Here is a 13,733-nt window from a genome sequence, read left to right on the forward strand (position 1 = left end):
AACGTTGCGCTGCCCCTCGCCTCCATCCTCCCCCCGCAAGGGCGGGATGAGGATGGAGGCGAGGGGCAGCACCGCCCTAGGCGAGTTGGTCCTCTGAGAAGAGCCGCCGCTCAAGGCGCGCGGCGGCCCGCTTGTCCGCGTCTACTTGCGGTAGCCGAGCTTCTTGAGTTCGGCTTCCGTCGTTTCGGCCATCTGGTCGAGAGCGTCCGAGGCGCTCAGGTCGCCGGTGATGGCCTTGTAGAAGATCGAGGCCGTGGCTTCGCGCACCTGGGCGTGGAACGGATAGGGCGGTGCGCCGGCGAAGAGCTTGCCGTCGTTCTTCATCAGCGTGTAGTAGCCGTTGGTCTTCTCGTCCTGCGCCTTCACCTTGGGATCGTCATAGGTGGCGGTGTGGGTGATGCGGGCGCCGGCCACGGCCCAGTCGGCCTGCACCGATTCCTGCGCGACATATTGCAGGAAGAGCAGGGCGGCATCCTGCTGCTTGGATGCATAGGAGACGCCGAAGGCGCCGCCGTCATAGTAGCCGATGTAGCCCTTGCCGGATTCGGCTGCCTGCAGCACGCCGGGTTCGAGCGGCGGCAGGGCGACGCCGACCTTGCCCACGACCTTGGACTTCGAGGCATCGGTGGCGATCCAGGCGGCGTTCTCGCCATAGACGAGGCCCTGTGCGGCGCGTCCGGCCGCGAAGGTCGCGGCGACTTCGTCCCAGGTGCTGGCGGTCGATTCAGGCGGGGCATCCTGCAGGAGGCTCAGCCAGTATTCGAGGGCCTTCTTGGCCTCGGGGCTGTTCATCGTGCCGCCGTTCGCCACGGTCGCGGCATAGTTCTTGGAGGCGTCGATGCCCCAGTTGTAGACGCCGAAGGTCGGCGCGACGCTCTCGAAGAACTCGTACCAGGAGGCGGGATGGCCGGTATTGGCCTGAACCGTCGAGCCCCACAGCTCCTCGCCCTTCTCCTTGCCGTAGTCGGTGAAGAAGTCGGCGATGGCCTTGTATTCCTCGTGGGTCTTGGCCGGGGCGAGATCCTTGCCGGTCTTCTTCTTGAAGGCTTCCTTGATCGCCGGATCGTCGAAGAGGTCCTTGCGATAGAGGTAGACCTTGATGAAGGCCTCCATCGGAACGCCGAAGAGATCGCCGTTGTCGCCCTTGAAGTAGTTGGCGAAGCTGGTGAATTTGGAAGGATCGTAGTCCGGCGACTTCAGCGCCGGCTTGTCGGCCAGCGTCTTGGTGATGTCCACCAGGAAGTTGCGCGCCAGATAGGAATAGATGATGTCCTGCTCGATGTAGACGAAGTCATAGATGCCGGTCTTGGCCTCCATGTCCTTGATCGCCTTGTCGTACATCTGGTCCCAGGACGTGGCCTCGAACTCGACGTTGATGCCGGTGGCCTTGGTGAAGGCCGGGCCGAGCACGTTCTTCACGTAGTTGGAGGGCGGCGTGCTCTCCGAAATGCCGTGGATGGTGACGCCCTTCAGATCCTTGCTGGCGTCGGACCAGAAATCCGCAAAGGCGGATGTCGTGGCGAGCATCAAGCTCAAGGTCGCAGCGGCCAGCCCAGCCCCTATCTTCCTGTACATTCTCGTCTCCCTAGCGTTGTGAAAGTCTTGTGCCCCGCGCAACCACGGGTTGACCCTGTTTTTCGTGGCAGCCCAGCCGGACTGCTGCGGGGGGCGCAGCATGCCGCGCCTGTCCTTGCCCGCGAACGACCGATCTCTTGAATTATTCTTGATTTCAGAGAGCGATATGCCTCAACCGGCGCGGACTTCTATTTTGTTGCGCGCTTCGACAAAGCTAGTCAATACGACTCCATCTCTGCAACGCCAAATTGTGCCGAGATTCCGGTTTTCGGCAAAAAGGCTGGCTTGGATCGCTCAGATGCGTGGCGTTTCGCTCATCAAATCGCTTCGAACGCTCATGGGGAGGCCGGGCTCACCGGTTATTCGAAGTCCACCACCTCGTCGTTCAGGGGCAACTGATTCACATGCTCCCCCTTGAGCCTCGGCTCGATCCTGGCCTCTCCTCCCTGCTCAAGCGCATCTTCGTTTCCTGGTGCCAAGACGCCCTGGCTGGAGAAGCGCGTGAACACATAGGGCAGGCCGTTGGCATCCAGGGGCGAGGGACCGTCCATCACGTGGAAGTGGAGATGCGGCGCGGTGGAGTTGCCGGTGTTGCCGAGCAGGCCGATGACCTGGCCGGCCTTGACGTGATCGCCCAGCTTCACCTTCAGGCTCCCCCGCTGCAGATGGGCGTAGAAGGCGAAGGCGCCGTTGCCGATGTCGGTGACCAGCATGTTGCCGCCGATGTTCTCGGTGGTGATCCCCCGCGCCGGCTGGCTCGGAACCTGTTCGTCGGAATCGTCATAGAGGTTCACCACGGTGCCGTCGGCGGCCGCGTAGATCTCGGCTCCGTAATAGGCGTAGCTTTCGAGCCGGGTGCCGTCGCCGGTGAAGACGTGGCCGTCCGCGTCGAGCTTGAGCCAGTCGATGGCGAAGCGTTCGGGCACGCGCAGGAGGCCGTTGACCGCCATGGTGGCGCCGCGGTGGGAGGTGATGGCGTCGCAGCAGCCATTGGCCGCGATCCAGCCCTTTCCGCGCAGGGGCGGCTCGACCACCACGGCCGGCCTGCCGATGGCGGTGGCGCCGCCCGTGAAGGTGTAGTTTGCGGGCATTGGCGCGTCCGCCGGCAGCGGCGCCGGCTTGCCGTCCGGTCCGGCATGCTGGCGGAAGGCGGTGATACGGGCCGAAACCTTGCCCGGGAGCTTGTCGGAACCGGAAAGACTGACATCCATGAACACGATGGCGGTGCCCCCCGGCGACATCATGCGATCGCTGCCGCCATAAAGCTGCATCATCTTCGCGAGGCGGTCTGCCTCGAGGGAGAAGAGGCTCCTGCCGGCCTCGTCCACCGCCTCGACCTTGTCGAGGCGTACGAAAAGGCTGGTCGGATTGTCCACCAGCAACTCGTAGGCAAGATGGACCCGCCCGTCAGCGCCGGCGACCGGGTTCGGTTCGCTGACCGGCTGGACGGTGACCGTACTCAGGATTTCGTTGGATTTGAGGGACTGGGCGGAGGCTGCCGAGGCCGCCAGAAATACCGCCATACCGGCAAAAATCGGCGAGAAACGCATGAGTCCAATCCCCTTTTGGCTCTCTTTCCAATGAAGATTGAGCCATCACAGCAATATTCCATTTCAGTTTCATGTATTGTCAAGGGATATACTGAATCCTCGGCCGGGATATGCGCCAGAGGCCGCCGGAAGCTGATCTATACCCTCATCCGCTGGGTCGCCTTTATTTGTCCCGGCGGTGACTCAAGTTTTCCGGCGAACTGAGATGAGCTCGCCTCGTCCTACCGGGCGTCTTCGGCCCGCCGCCGCAGAAAGGCGCTTTCGCGTGCGTTTCCAGTCAGGGCGGCGGCGGCCTCGAAGGCAATCCTCGCCTCCTGGCGCCGCCCGAGCTTGAGCAGAAGGTCGCCTCGCACGCTCGGCAGCAGGTGATATGTCCTTAGCGCTGGTTCGTCCGCCAGGCGCTCGACGATCGCCAGACCGGCCGCCGGGCCTTCGGCCATGCCCACCGCGACCGCGCGGTTCAGTTCGACCACTGGGGAGCGGGTGAGCGCGGCCAGCGTGGCATAGAAGCCGGCGATGCGAGGCCAGTCGGTATCCTCGGCTCGCTCCGCCATGGCGTGGCAGGCGATGATCTCGGCCTGCAGGACGTAGAAGCCGGAGCAGCCTGCGAGACTGCGCGCCCTGGCAAGAGCTTGCAGGCCGCGGCTGATCTGCAGCCGGTCCCACAATCCCCGGTCCTGATCGAGCAGGAGGATGGGTTCTCCATCGCCGCCGGTGCGCGCTGCCGTGCGGGAGGCATTGAGTTCCATCAGCGCCTGCAGGCCGTGCACCTCCGGTTCGCCGGGAGCCAGGGCGGCAAGCACGCGGGCAAGGCGCAGTGCCTCGTTGCAAAGCTGCGGCCGCAGCCAATCTTCCCCGCGCGCGGCGGTATAGCCCTCGTTGAAGATCAGGTAGACGACCTCGAGGACCGAGGCGAGGCGTGCCGCGAGTTCCTCGCCACGCGGGGTCTCGTAGGACAGGCCCGAGGCCGCGAGGGTGTTCTTGGCGCGCAGGATGCGTTGGGAGATCGTCGCCGGCGGCATCAGGAAGGCCCGGGCGATTTCCTCGGTGGTGAGGCCGCACACCATGCGCAACGCGAGTGCGGCGCGCGCCTCGTGGGGCAGCAGGGGGTGGCAGGCGGTGAAGATCAGCCGCAGCATCTCGTCGCCGATGTCGTCGTCGAGGCGGGAGTCGAAGTCGGGCATGGCTTGCTGCTCCTCCTCCAGGTCCCGGGCGAGCATGGCGTGGCTGCGGTCGAGCATCGGCCGGCGGCGCAGATGGTCGCGCGCTCGGTTCCGGGCGGCCGCCATCAGCCACGCGCCCGGCCTCTCGGGCACGCCCGTCCGCGGCCAGTGTTCGAGGGCGGCGACGAGGATCTCCTGCGCCAGATCTTCGGCGAGCGGCACGTCGCGCAGCATCCGCGCCAGGCTGGTGATCAGGCGCGGCTGCTCGATGCGCCAGGCGGCGAGGATGGCGCGATGGATCTCGGGGGCCGTCACGGCGGCCACCCCGGTGGCCTGCGGCGGTTCAACCGCATTCCTGACCGGTCGGCATGAAGGCACGCATCTCGCAGACTCCGTCCCACTCAGGCATCAGGTCCTTGTGGAGCTGCATGAACTCCTGCATGGAAGCGATGGCCTCCTCCCTGCCCGGCAGCTCGAAGACGGCATAGCCGCCGACCACCTCCTTCGCCTCGACGAAGGGGCCGTCGATGAAATCCAGCCGCCCCGCCTTCAGGCGAAGCTGTGCGCCCGTGGCCATCGGCATGAGCCCGCCCGAATCGATCAGGCGCCCGGCCTTGATCTCACGGTCGACGAGCTTGCCCATCGCTTCCATCAATGTGGGCGAGGGTGGTCCCTGGTGGTCGGTCTTGACGATGAACATGAAGCGCATGGTGCGGGTTCCTCCTTCGGGCGAGCGAGGCGTCGATGCCCCCGAATGTCTCGCTATTGTTTCAACGAACGGGAATGAAGCGATCCGACACGCGGTATGGAAAAATCTTCCGGTCGCGCGAATTCTCCGTTCGCCCCGGAAGAGACATTCAATTCGGCCCTGGGGCCTATCTCCCGCTCCACAGGCCGTGGCGCCTGTGCCAGTCCTCCAGCGATTCCGGCGGCCAGGTTTCGCAGTGGATATGGCGCTTGCCCTTGGGCACCTCGATCCAGTCGGGGGCATAGGCTAGGGCCGCCTCCACCACCTCGGGAGGCTTGGGCAGGGGTGTGTCGATGGCGGAGGCGTGGGGATGGATCAGCTCCGGCCAGCGTGGATCCCAAAGCCAGAGGGCGCTGCCGCATTCACCGCAGAAATTGCGTTCGGCGGGCGAGCGTGCGTCCGGCTCGCCTTCCTCGCGCATGACGGCGTGGTAGATCCGGATATGCGAGCGGCCCGTGACCTTCAGGCTGTCGGCATGGGCGCCCAGATTGATGGCATACCCACCGGAACCGGCGGTCTTGCGGCAGATCGAGCAGTGGCAATGCATGAACGGTACCGGGCTCATGGCGTCCACGCTGAATTCCACGGCGCGGCAGTGGCAGGATCCCTTCAGCAGCATGGCTTTTCCTTTCGCTTCAACCGGGGGAGGGAGTTGAGACCCGGAAGGAACGATTCGAAAGGGGCATCGGGTCCGGCGCCGGCCCCGCGTTTTCGTCGTGTCAGAACTTGTAGCTCACGCCGACGCGTACGTCGTTGGTCTTGAGGTCCGTGCGCGATTCTGTCGGAGGCAGCGTACTGCCGATGGCCTTCTTCATGTCGCCATAGTCGGTATAGCGGTATTCGACACGGCCGGTGATGTTGTCCGTGAATCCATATTCGATTCCGGCGCCGATGGTCCAACCCGTGAGCGTGTCGGAAAAGGGGTGCGGACCGGCCGCGCCGTAGACGGGATCGAACTTATAGTTGCCGAAGGCGACACCGCCCGTGATGTAGGGGAGCCATCGGCCGAGACCATAGCCGGCGCGGGCGCGGACCGCGGCGTTCCAGTCCATCCTGGAGCCGCCATGGGTCCCCAGCAGCGCCGTCCCGCCGCTGGACAACGGTCCTCCGTCGCCCCTGATGCCGGTGAAATTGGCTTCCCCTTCCACGCCGAGCACGGGGCCGGCGGGGAACTGGTAGTTGTAGCCGGCATGCATGCCGCCGAACGCACCCTTGGGATCGAGCTTGCGCAGGCCGAGGAGAGGAGAACCTCCGGTCGAGCGTCCCCAGCCGTAGCCGGCCTGTGCTCCGACATAGGCGCTGGTCCAGTTGTACTGGGCATAGGCGGGGAGGGGCGCCGCCGGCTCGGCCGCGGGGACGCCCAGATCGGCGGCGCTAGCAGCAACCGTGAACATTGCTGCGACAGCGGCAAGGATGGCGGTCGATCTCAAGGGCACGGTCCCGACTTCGGCAGACGCTTCCAATACAGATACAGCACTGTGGCGGAAAATGGCATGCCTCGTTAAGAGTTGGTTAAGGATTGCCGTCGAGGACGCGCTTTCACCGTTTCGGAGGCCGGCATCGGGTCGTAGGCCCTTGGCGCGCCCATCCCTCTCTGCTATTGCGCGCGGATGAGCGCAGAACCCATCGAAAATATCCGGAATTTCTCCATCGTGGCCCATATCGACCACGGCAAGTCCACGCTTGCCGATCGTCTGATCCAGGCCACCGGCACGCTGACCGATCGCGAGATGGTCGAGCAGGTGCTCGATTCCATGGATATCGAACGCGAACGCGGCATCACCATCAAGGCGCAGACGGTGCGCCTGAACTATCGGGCGCAGGATGGCAAGGACTACATCCTGAACCTGATGGACACGCCCGGCCACGTCGACTTTGCCTACGAGGTCTCGCGCTCGCTGGCGGCCTGCGAGGGTTCGCTCCTCGTCGTCGACGCCTCCCAGGGCGTGGAAGCCCAGACGCTCGCCAATGTCTACCACGCCATCGACGCCAATCACGAGCTGGTGCCGGTGCTCAACAAGATCGACCTGCCGGCGGCCGAGCCTGACCGCATCAAGCAGCAGATCGAGGACGTGATCGGCATCGATGCCTCCGAAGCCGTGCCGATCTCGGCCAAGACAGGCCTCAACATCGACCAGGTGCTGGAAGCCATCGTCACCCGGCTGCCCCCGCCCAAGGGCGACCGCAACGCCCCGCTCAAGGCGCTGCTGGTCGACAGCTGGTACGATGCCTATCTCGGCGTGGTCGTGCTGGTGCGCATCTTCGACGGCACCCTGAAGAAGGGCCAGCGCGTCAAGATGATCGGTACCGACGCGCATTACGAGATCGACCGTCTCGGCGTGTTCCGGCCCAAGATGCAGAACATCGCCGAGCTCGGCCCCGGCGAGATCGGCTTCATCACAGCCTCGATCAAGGAAGTCGCGGATACCCGCGTCGGCGACACCATCACCGACGACCGCAAGAACAATGTCGAGCCGCTGCCGGGCTTCAAGCCGGCGCAGCCCGTGGTTTTCTGCGGCCTCTTCCCTGTCGATGCCGCCAATTTCGAGGATTTGCGTGCGGCGATGGGCAAGCTGCGCCTCAACGACGCCTCGTTCTCCTTCGAGATGGAATCCTCCGCCGCCCTCGGCTTCGGTTTCCGCTGCGGCTTCCTCGGCCTGCTGCATCTGGAAATCATCCAGGAGCGCCTGGAGCGCGAGTTCAACCTCGACCTGATCGCCACCGCGCCGTCGGTGATCTACAAGATCAACATGACGGACGGCTCGCAGATCGAGCTTCACAACCCGGTCGACATGCCGGACGTGGTGAAGATCGCCTCGATCGAGGAGCCCTGGATCCGCGCCACCATCCTGACGCCGGACGACTATCTCGGCTCGATCCTCAAGCTCTGCCAGGAGCGCCGAGGCATCCAGGTCGACCTGAACTATGTCGGCAAGCGCGCCATGGTGCAGTACGACCTGCCGCTCAACGAGGTGGTGTTCGACTTCTACGACCGCCTGAAGTCGGTCTCCAAGGGCTATGCCTCCTTCGACTACCACCTCACGGATTACCGCGAGGGCGATCTCGTCAAGATGCAGATCCTCGTCAATGCCGAGCCGGTCGACGCGCTCTCCATGCTGGTGCATCGCGACAGGGCCGAGAGCCGCGGCCGCGCCATGTGCGAAAAGCTGAAGGACCTGATCCCGCAGCACATGTTCGTCATCCCGATCCAGGCCGCCATCGGCGCCAAGATCATCGCCCGCGAGACCATCCGCGCGTTGCGCAAGGACGTCACCGCCAAGTGCTACGGCGGTGACATCACTCGCAAGCGCAAGCTTCTGGAGAAGCAGAAGGAAGGCAAGAAGAAGATGCGGCAGTTCGGCAAGGTCGACATTCCGCAGGAAGCCTTCATCGCCGCGCTTAAGGTGGACGGCTAGGCCGCTCGGGAGCGCCGGCTTCCAGCCGGGCCCTTGCAACGGCTGGCTTCCAGATGGCTTGGGACCTCTCCCCAAATACGTCGCCACGGCCTACATCCAACACGGGTGACGGCTCAAAAGAGCTGGCTGGAAGCCGGCGTTCCCAGGAGGTTCGTCATGAGCGTTGCATTCGCACGGGAAGACAGCGCCGCGACGGCTTCGGAGGTCGAGCTGCCGGGCCGTCCCGTCTCGCCGCACCCCAATCTGGTGACGGCCCGGGGATTGGCCCTGCTGCAGGCCGCGATGGACACGGCGCGCACAACCTATGACAAGGCCCAGGCGATCGAAGATGCCAATGAGCGCCGGCGCGAAGCCGCACCGGCACTGCGCGACCTCGTCTATTTCACCGAACGGGTCAGAACGGCGCAACTGGTCGAGCCGCGCGAGGCGGGCGAGGTCGGCTTCGGCACACGGGTGGCCTTCGAGCGCGGTGATGGCCGCCGGCAGGCCTTTACCATCGTCGGAGAGGACGAGGCGGATCCAAGGCAGGGTACGGTTTCCTATGTTTCGCCGATGGCGAGGGCGCTGACGGGCAAGCGCACCGGCGATGTGGTCGAGCTTGCCGGCCAGGAGATCGAGATCCTGGCGATCGAAGTGCCGGCGCATGGCTAGGGGACGGCTCGTTCCCGTGGCCTCCGGCCTGGGCCCCGCGCCCTTCGACGGCCGGCGCTTCGCCAATCTCTCGGGCCCCGAGGCCCATGGTTTTGCTTCGGCCCTGAAATGGATGCTGACACGCCGCCGCGCCGCCTGGCCGAAAAATCTCGCCTCGCCGAAGGTCGCCCCGCCGGCCGCGCGCGTGATCGACGGCACCATTCGCGCCACCCTGATCGGGCATTCGACCGTGCTGCTGCAAATGGCCGGGATCAACATCCTCACCGATCCAATGCTGTCCCGAACGGCCGGGCCTCTGCCGTGGCTCGGCGTCAAGCGGGTGCGCGATCCAGCCTTCGCTTTGGCCGGGTTGCCGCCGATCGACCTCGTTCTGCTCAGCCATAACCACTACGACCATCTCGACCGCCCGACCTTGAAGATGCTGGCGAGCCGCGACGATCCCCTGATCCTCACCGGTCTGGGCGTCGGCCGATCAGTGCCTTCGGACAGGGTGGCGGAGCTCGACTGGGGGCAGGCGCACAAGGCCTTCAGGATGCGTGTGACCTATGTGCCAGCCGAACACTTCTCGGCGCGCGGTCCTTTCGATCGCAACGCCGCGCTCTGGGGCGGCTTCGTGCTGGAGACCTCGCGCGGCACGATCTACTTCGCGGGCGACACCGGCGATGGCGCACACTTCGCCGCGATACGCCGGCACTTCGGGCCGATGACGCTTTCCCTCCTCCCGATCGGCGCCTATGAGCCGCGGTGGTTCATGAAGCCGGTACATATGGATCCGACCGAGGCAGTCTCGGCCAGCCTGACGCTCGAATCGCAGGTGAGCCTCGCCATTCATCACGGCTCGTTCCCTCTCGCCGACGATGCGATGGACGCACCGCCACGCCTCTTGGCCGAAGCGCTCGCCATGGCGGCACCGGGAAGGGCAGGTCTCGATTTCCGGATATCGGCGCCAGGAGAAGCGGTCATCATAGCGATGAAGGCGGCCGGGTAGCCCGGAGAGGGGGGCATCCCCCTGGGACCACCAGCATCCTGCTGGCATTCTGGAACATCGGCCTTTCAGATCTCGGCGCTTCTTCCTGCCCAATGGGCGGCGCTGGAAAACGCCCGATCTTCTGCCCTGCAACACAGCCGCGCCTTCACCGGATTCTGCTCGGTGTAGTGCCGGGCGACTTCGAAATGACCCTCATTGCGGATCTTCCGATCGAAATATTCTCTGTACCAGACCTGACCCTCCCTCCCCGGCGAGCGGTTGATATGGAGGGCCGTGAACGACTTCCGGGTGTTGAGCAGCGCGGCATGGTATGCTCGCCCAATGGCTTCATCAGCAACTGCACGTGGTTTGGCATCATGCACCAAGCATGAATTCGGCACCTGTCGCCGTCAAAATGAAGCAGAGCGGCCTGAACGATGCCAGCCGTCTGCGGCTGCCTGAGAAGATTATCGCCATGACCCCTATCGAGCTGGGCTTCCAGGTTCTTACGCTGCTTGATCGCCGCTTCCTGCTCAGGAAGATCATTCAGCTCAGCCAGGCCTTGGCGAAACACAAAATCGGGAGGCGAGTCGGTCAGCCGAAAGCAGATCGATTGCGGTACTTCGCCCGCTTTCCAATGCGGAAGATAGCCGCGTGAGCGCCATTCTGTTTGGAATGTCATGAGCAGCTTTGCACCTTCCTTGAGGGCCGGTGGTTCAAGGGCCAGCAGGATGCTGGCGGTCCCAGGGATGTTTCGCGTGCTCTTCCAGCGGTCCCAGGCATCAATCCGCGTAGCGTTCCTCCCGCCAGGGATCGCCTCGGTTGTGATAGCCGCGCACTTCCCAGAACCCGGGCTTGTCGCGGGTCGCGAACTCGATCCGGCTGAGCCATTTGGCGCTCTTCCAGAAATAGAGGCGCGGCACCACGAGGCGGACGGGGCCGCCATGTTCGCGGCTGAGCGGGGCATCGTTCCAGGCATGGGCGATCAGGACGTCGTCGCCGAGGAAGTCCTGCAGGGAGAGGTTGGTGGTGTAGCCGTCGGACGAATGCAGCACGACGTGGCTGGCCTCCGGCCTGGGCCGCACGATCTCGGCCAGCGCCTGCGTGTACAGGCCTTCGAAGCGGTTGTCGTAGCGCGACCAAGTGGTGACGCAGTGGATATCGCACACCTCCGTGCTCTGCGGCTGGGCCGAGTAGGCGGCGAAATCCCAGACGATCGGGTTCTCCACCGCGCCGAAGACGTCGAGCTGCCAGGTCTGTCGCGTCACCTGCGGATGCAGGCCGAGATCGAGCACGGGCCAGTCCCTCACGAGGTGCTGGCCCGGCGGCAGGCGTTCGCTGTCCGGGCGTGAGGTCCTGCCGGTGAGAAACTTGCCCGCCTGCGCCCAAAGCTGCTTGGTACGGGTCAGCTTCGAGTCCGCCGGTGTCGCGGGATCCTTGTCGTCGGCCATGGCACCCTCCACAAACCCGAAGATAATGCATATTTCGGTCAGTGAAAGTTCGGCTGCTATAAAAGCCGGATTCGAATCGAGAGCCCTCATGTCCGCATCCAGCAATCCCCTCCTCGCCCACTGGGCCACGCCTTTCGCCGCACCGCCCTTCGCCGAGATCCGCAACGAGCATTACCGGCCCGCCTTCGACGCGGCACTGGAGGCGAACAGGGGCGAAATCGCGGCGATCGCGCAGAGCGGCGAGGAGCCCACCTTCGACAATACGCTCGGCGCCTTCGAGCGGGCCGGCCAGGCACTGGACCAGGTCGCCTCCGTATTCTTCAACCTTGCCGGTTCCAACACCAACGAGGAGATCCAGGCGATCGAGCGCGACATGGCGCCGATCCTCTCGCGCCATCACACGGCGATCTATCTCGACGACAAGCTGTTCCGCCGCATCGACGCCCTCCATGCCAGGCGCGACGAACTCGGCCTGACGCCGGAGCAGCGTCGCGTGCTCGAGCGCTACCACATGGCCTTCCGCCGTGCCGGTGCCGGCAGGTCCGAGGAGGTGAAGCAGCGCCTGGCCGCCATCTCCGAGCGCCTCGCCAGCTTGGGCACGCAGTTCGGCCAGAACGTCCTCAACGACGAGAAGGCCTGGATGATGAGGCTCGACGGCGAGGCCGATCTCGCCGGCCTGCCGGATTTCCTGCGCGCCGCCAGTGCGGGCGCGGCGGCGGACCGTGGCGAGAGCGGGCATATCGTCACGCTCTCGCGTTCCCTCATCGAGCCCTTCCTGCAATTCTCGGCCCGGCGCGACCTGCGCGAGACCGCCTTCAGGGCTTGGCTCGCGCGCGGCGAGGGCGGCGGGGCCACCGATAACCGTGCCATCATCTCGGAGATGGTCGCCCTGCGTGCCGAGCGCGCCAGGCTTCTCGGCTATGAGACCTTCGCGCATTACCGCCTTGACGATTCCATGGCCGGAACGCCCGCGGCCGCGATGGATCTGCTGCATTCGGTGTGGAAGCCCGCCCGCAGGCAGGCGTTGATCGAACGCGAGGGCCTGCAGCATCTTGCCGCCGAGCAGGGCGAAAATATCGAGCTCTCGGCCTGGGACTGGCGCTACTACGCGGAGAAGAAGCGTAAGCAGCAATACGATCTCGACGAGGCCGAGCTGAAGCCCTACCTCCAGCTCGACAAGATCATCGAGGCGGCCTTCGATACGGCAAGCCGCCTGTTCGGCATCACCTTCACCGAGCGCAAGGACGTGCCGGTCTACCATCCCGACGTGCGCGCCTTCGAGGTGACGGACGGGCACGGCCGGACGGTCGGCTTGTTCTACGGCGATTATTTCGCCCGCCCCTCGAAGCGAAGCGGCGCCTGGATGAGCGCCTTCCGCAGCCAGGAGAAGCTCAACGGCGACGTCAAGCCGATCATCGTCAACGTGATGAACTTCGCGCGCGGCGCGGCCGGCGAACCGACGCTGCTTTCCTTCGACGATGCCCGCACGCTGTTCCACGAGCTTGGCCACGGCCTGCACGGGCTGTTGTCCGATGTCACCTACCCGTTGCTCTCCGGCACCAGCGTCGTGCGCGACTTCGTCGAATTCCCCTCGCAGCTCTACGAGCACTGGCTCGAGCAGCCGGAGGTGCTGGAGCGTTACGCCGTGCACTACAAGACGGGCGAGCCGATGCCGAGGGCGCTGCTCGATCGCCTCCTCGCCAGCCGGACCTTCAACCAGGGCTTCGCCACGGTGGAGTACGTCTCATCGGCGCTGGTCGATCTGGAGATGCATCTGCTCGACAACGCCGAGGGCTTCGACGCCGGCGCCTTCGAGAAGCAGGTCCTGGCGGAGATCGACATGCCCAAGGCGATGGTGATGCGCCACCGTCCGCCCCATTTCCAGCATGTCTTCTCGGGCGAGGGCTACTCCTCGGCCTACTATTCCTATCTGTGGTCGGAAGTGCTGGATGCCGACGGCTTCGATGCTTTCGTCGAGGCGGGGAACATCTTCGATCCCGCGACGGCCCGGAAGCTGAAGGAATTCGTCTATGCGGCCGGCAACAGGCAGGATGCGGCGAAGGCCTACAAGGACTTCCGGGGACACGATCCGAAGCCGGAAGCGCTGCTGAGGAAGCGCGGCCTGGCGGCGTAGCGAAGCGGGGGCATCCTGCCCGCGCTTGAGTGATGGAAGAGGTGCCGACCTTCGGGCCGGCACCAGACGCAGCGCTTG

General features: G+C 64.9%; 13 protein-coding genes. 5 read left to right on the plus strand and 8 right to left on the minus strand.

The features are described 5' to 3' along the window. Positions 1 to 141: 141 nt before the first annotated feature. The 6 genes from AC6H34_RS10255 to AC6H34_RS10280 all read right to left on the minus strand — a co-directional run bounded on the left by AC6H34_RS10255 (position 142) and on the right by AC6H34_RS10280 (position 6,466). Positions 142 to 1,575: an extracellular solute-binding protein gene (locus AC6H34_RS10255; protein ID WP_448150133.1), complete on the minus strand. Its 1,434-nt coding sequence runs from the start codon at positions 1,573 to 1,575 to the stop codon at positions 142 to 144. A gap of 359 nt (positions 1,576 to 1,934) precedes the next feature. Then, positions 1,935 to 3,125 (minus strand): M23 family metallopeptidase, encoded by a 1,191-nt coding sequence (locus AC6H34_RS10260; RefSeq protein ID WP_497538737.1) that lies wholly within the window; start codon positions 3,123 to 3,125, stop codon positions 1,935 to 1,937. A gap of 221 nt (positions 3,126 to 3,346) precedes the next feature. Then, the gene (locus tag AC6H34_RS10265) at positions 3,347 to 4,603 is read right to left on the minus strand and encodes an RNA polymerase sigma factor (protein WP_497538738.1); all 1,257 of its coding nucleotides are present in this window, start codon (positions 4,601 to 4,603) and stop codon (positions 3,347 to 3,349) included. A 28-nt stretch (positions 4,604 to 4,631) separates the two neighbouring features. Further along, positions 4,632 to 4,997, minus strand: coding sequence for a YciI family protein (locus AC6H34_RS10270; protein ID WP_448150130.1), 366 nt, complete (start codon positions 4,995 to 4,997; stop codon positions 4,632 to 4,634). A gap of 166 nt (positions 4,998 to 5,163) precedes the next feature. Further along, positions 5,164 to 5,655 carry a GFA family protein gene (locus AC6H34_RS10275; protein ID WP_497538739.1) on the minus strand — a complete coding sequence of 164 codons (492 nt, stop codon included), beginning with the start codon at positions 5,653 to 5,655 and terminating at the stop codon, positions 5,164 to 5,166. Between the two features lie 100 nt (positions 5,656 to 5,755). Further along, on the minus strand, positions 5,756 to 6,466 hold the full coding sequence (locus AC6H34_RS10280) for an outer membrane protein (protein WP_497538740.1): 711 nt from the start codon (positions 6,464 to 6,466) through the stop codon (positions 5,756 to 5,758). 180 nt (positions 6,467 to 6,646) lie between these two features. Between AC6H34_RS10280 and lepA the strand changes: the two genes are divergently transcribed. From lepA to AC6H34_RS10295, 3 genes are all read left to right on the plus strand, one after another. Beyond that, the gene (gene lepA / locus AC6H34_RS10285; RefSeq protein WP_448150127.1) at positions 6,647 to 8,452 is read left to right on the plus strand and encodes a translation elongation factor 4; all 1,806 of its coding nucleotides are present in this window, start codon (positions 6,647 to 6,649) and stop codon (positions 8,450 to 8,452) included. Between the two features lie 156 nt (positions 8,453 to 8,608). Further along, positions 8,609 to 9,103 carry a transcription elongation factor GreA gene (gene greA / locus AC6H34_RS10290; protein WP_448150126.1) on the plus strand — a complete coding sequence of 165 codons (495 nt, stop codon included), beginning with the start codon at positions 8,609 to 8,611 and terminating at the stop codon, positions 9,101 to 9,103. Then, positions 9,096 to 10,091 (plus strand): MBL fold metallo-hydrolase, encoded by a 996-nt coding sequence (locus AC6H34_RS10295; protein WP_497538741.1) that lies wholly within the window; start codon positions 9,096 to 9,098, stop codon positions 10,089 to 10,091. Before greA ends, AC6H34_RS10295 begins: the two co-directional genes overlap by 8 nt. A gap of 65 nt (positions 10,092 to 10,156) precedes the next feature. On the opposite strand, the gene AC6H34_RS10300 is transcribed toward AC6H34_RS10295, so the two are convergent. Beyond that, a complete protein-coding gene (locus AC6H34_RS10300) occupies positions 10,157 to 10,456 on the minus strand; it encodes a transposase (protein ID WP_497538742.1) in 300 nt (99 codons plus the stop codon). Positions 10,457 to 10,458: 2 nt separating this feature from the next. On the opposite strand from AC6H34_RS10300, the gene AC6H34_RS10305 reads away from it, so the two are divergent. After that, complete coding sequence (locus AC6H34_RS10305; protein ID WP_448150123.1) at positions 10,459 to 10,728, plus strand: hypothetical protein; 270 nt, start codon at positions 10,459 to 10,461, stop codon at positions 10,726 to 10,728. Positions 10,729 to 10,852: 124 nt separating this feature from the next. On the opposite strand, the gene AC6H34_RS10310 is transcribed toward AC6H34_RS10305, so the two are convergent. Then, a complete protein-coding gene (locus AC6H34_RS10310) occupies positions 10,853 to 11,521 on the minus strand; it encodes a sulfite oxidase-like oxidoreductase (protein WP_497538743.1) in 669 nt (222 codons plus the stop codon). An 88-nt stretch (positions 11,522 to 11,609) separates the two neighbouring features. Between AC6H34_RS10310 and AC6H34_RS10315 the strand changes: the two genes are divergently transcribed. Beyond that, complete coding sequence (locus tag AC6H34_RS10315) at positions 11,610 to 13,655, plus strand: M3 family metallopeptidase (RefSeq protein WP_448150121.1); 2,046 nt, start codon at positions 11,610 to 11,612, stop codon at positions 13,653 to 13,655. Positions 13,656 to 13,733 lie beyond the last annotated feature (78 nt).

Source organism: Labrys sp. ALF-8, assembly GCF_059699065.1.

What these genes read in the sequence shown, in the direction of transcription:
- AC6H34_RS10255 (WP_448150133.1), bottom strand. Translation starts at nt 1,575, where the DNA reads ATGTACAGGAAGATAGGGGCTGGGCTGGCCGCTGCGACCTTGAGCTTG.
- AC6H34_RS10260 (WP_497538737.1), bottom strand. Translation starts at nt 3,125, where the DNA reads ATGCGTTTCTCGCCGATTTTTGCCGGTATGGCGGTATTTCTGGCGGCC.
- AC6H34_RS10270 (WP_448150130.1), bottom strand. Translation starts at nt 4,997, where the DNA reads ATGCGCTTCATGTTCATCGTCAAGACCGACCACCAGGGACCACCCTCG.
- AC6H34_RS10275 (WP_497538739.1), bottom strand. Translation starts at nt 5,655, where the DNA reads ATGCTGCTGAAGGGATCCTGCCACTGCCGCGCCGTGGAATTCAGCGTG.
- lepA (WP_448150127.1), top strand. Translation starts at nt 6,647, where the DNA reads ATGAGCGCAGAACCCATCGAAAATATCCGGAATTTCTCCATCGTGGCC.
- greA (WP_448150126.1), top strand. Translation starts at nt 8,609, where the DNA reads ATGAGCGTTGCATTCGCACGGGAAGACAGCGCCGCGACGGCTTCGGAG.
- AC6H34_RS10295 (WP_497538741.1), top strand. Translation starts at nt 9,096, where the DNA reads ATGGCTAGGGGACGGCTCGTTCCCGTGGCCTCCGGCCTGGGCCCCGCG.
- AC6H34_RS10305 (WP_448150123.1), top strand. Translation starts at nt 10,459, where the DNA reads ATGAATTCGGCACCTGTCGCCGTCAAAATGAAGCAGAGCGGCCTGAAC.
- AC6H34_RS10310 (WP_497538743.1), bottom strand. Translation starts at nt 11,521, where the DNA reads ATGGCCGACGACAAGGATCCCGCGACACCGGCGGACTCGAAGCTGACC.
- AC6H34_RS10315 (WP_448150121.1), top strand. Translation starts at nt 11,610, where the DNA reads ATGTCCGCATCCAGCAATCCCCTCCTCGCCCACTGGGCCACGCCTTTC.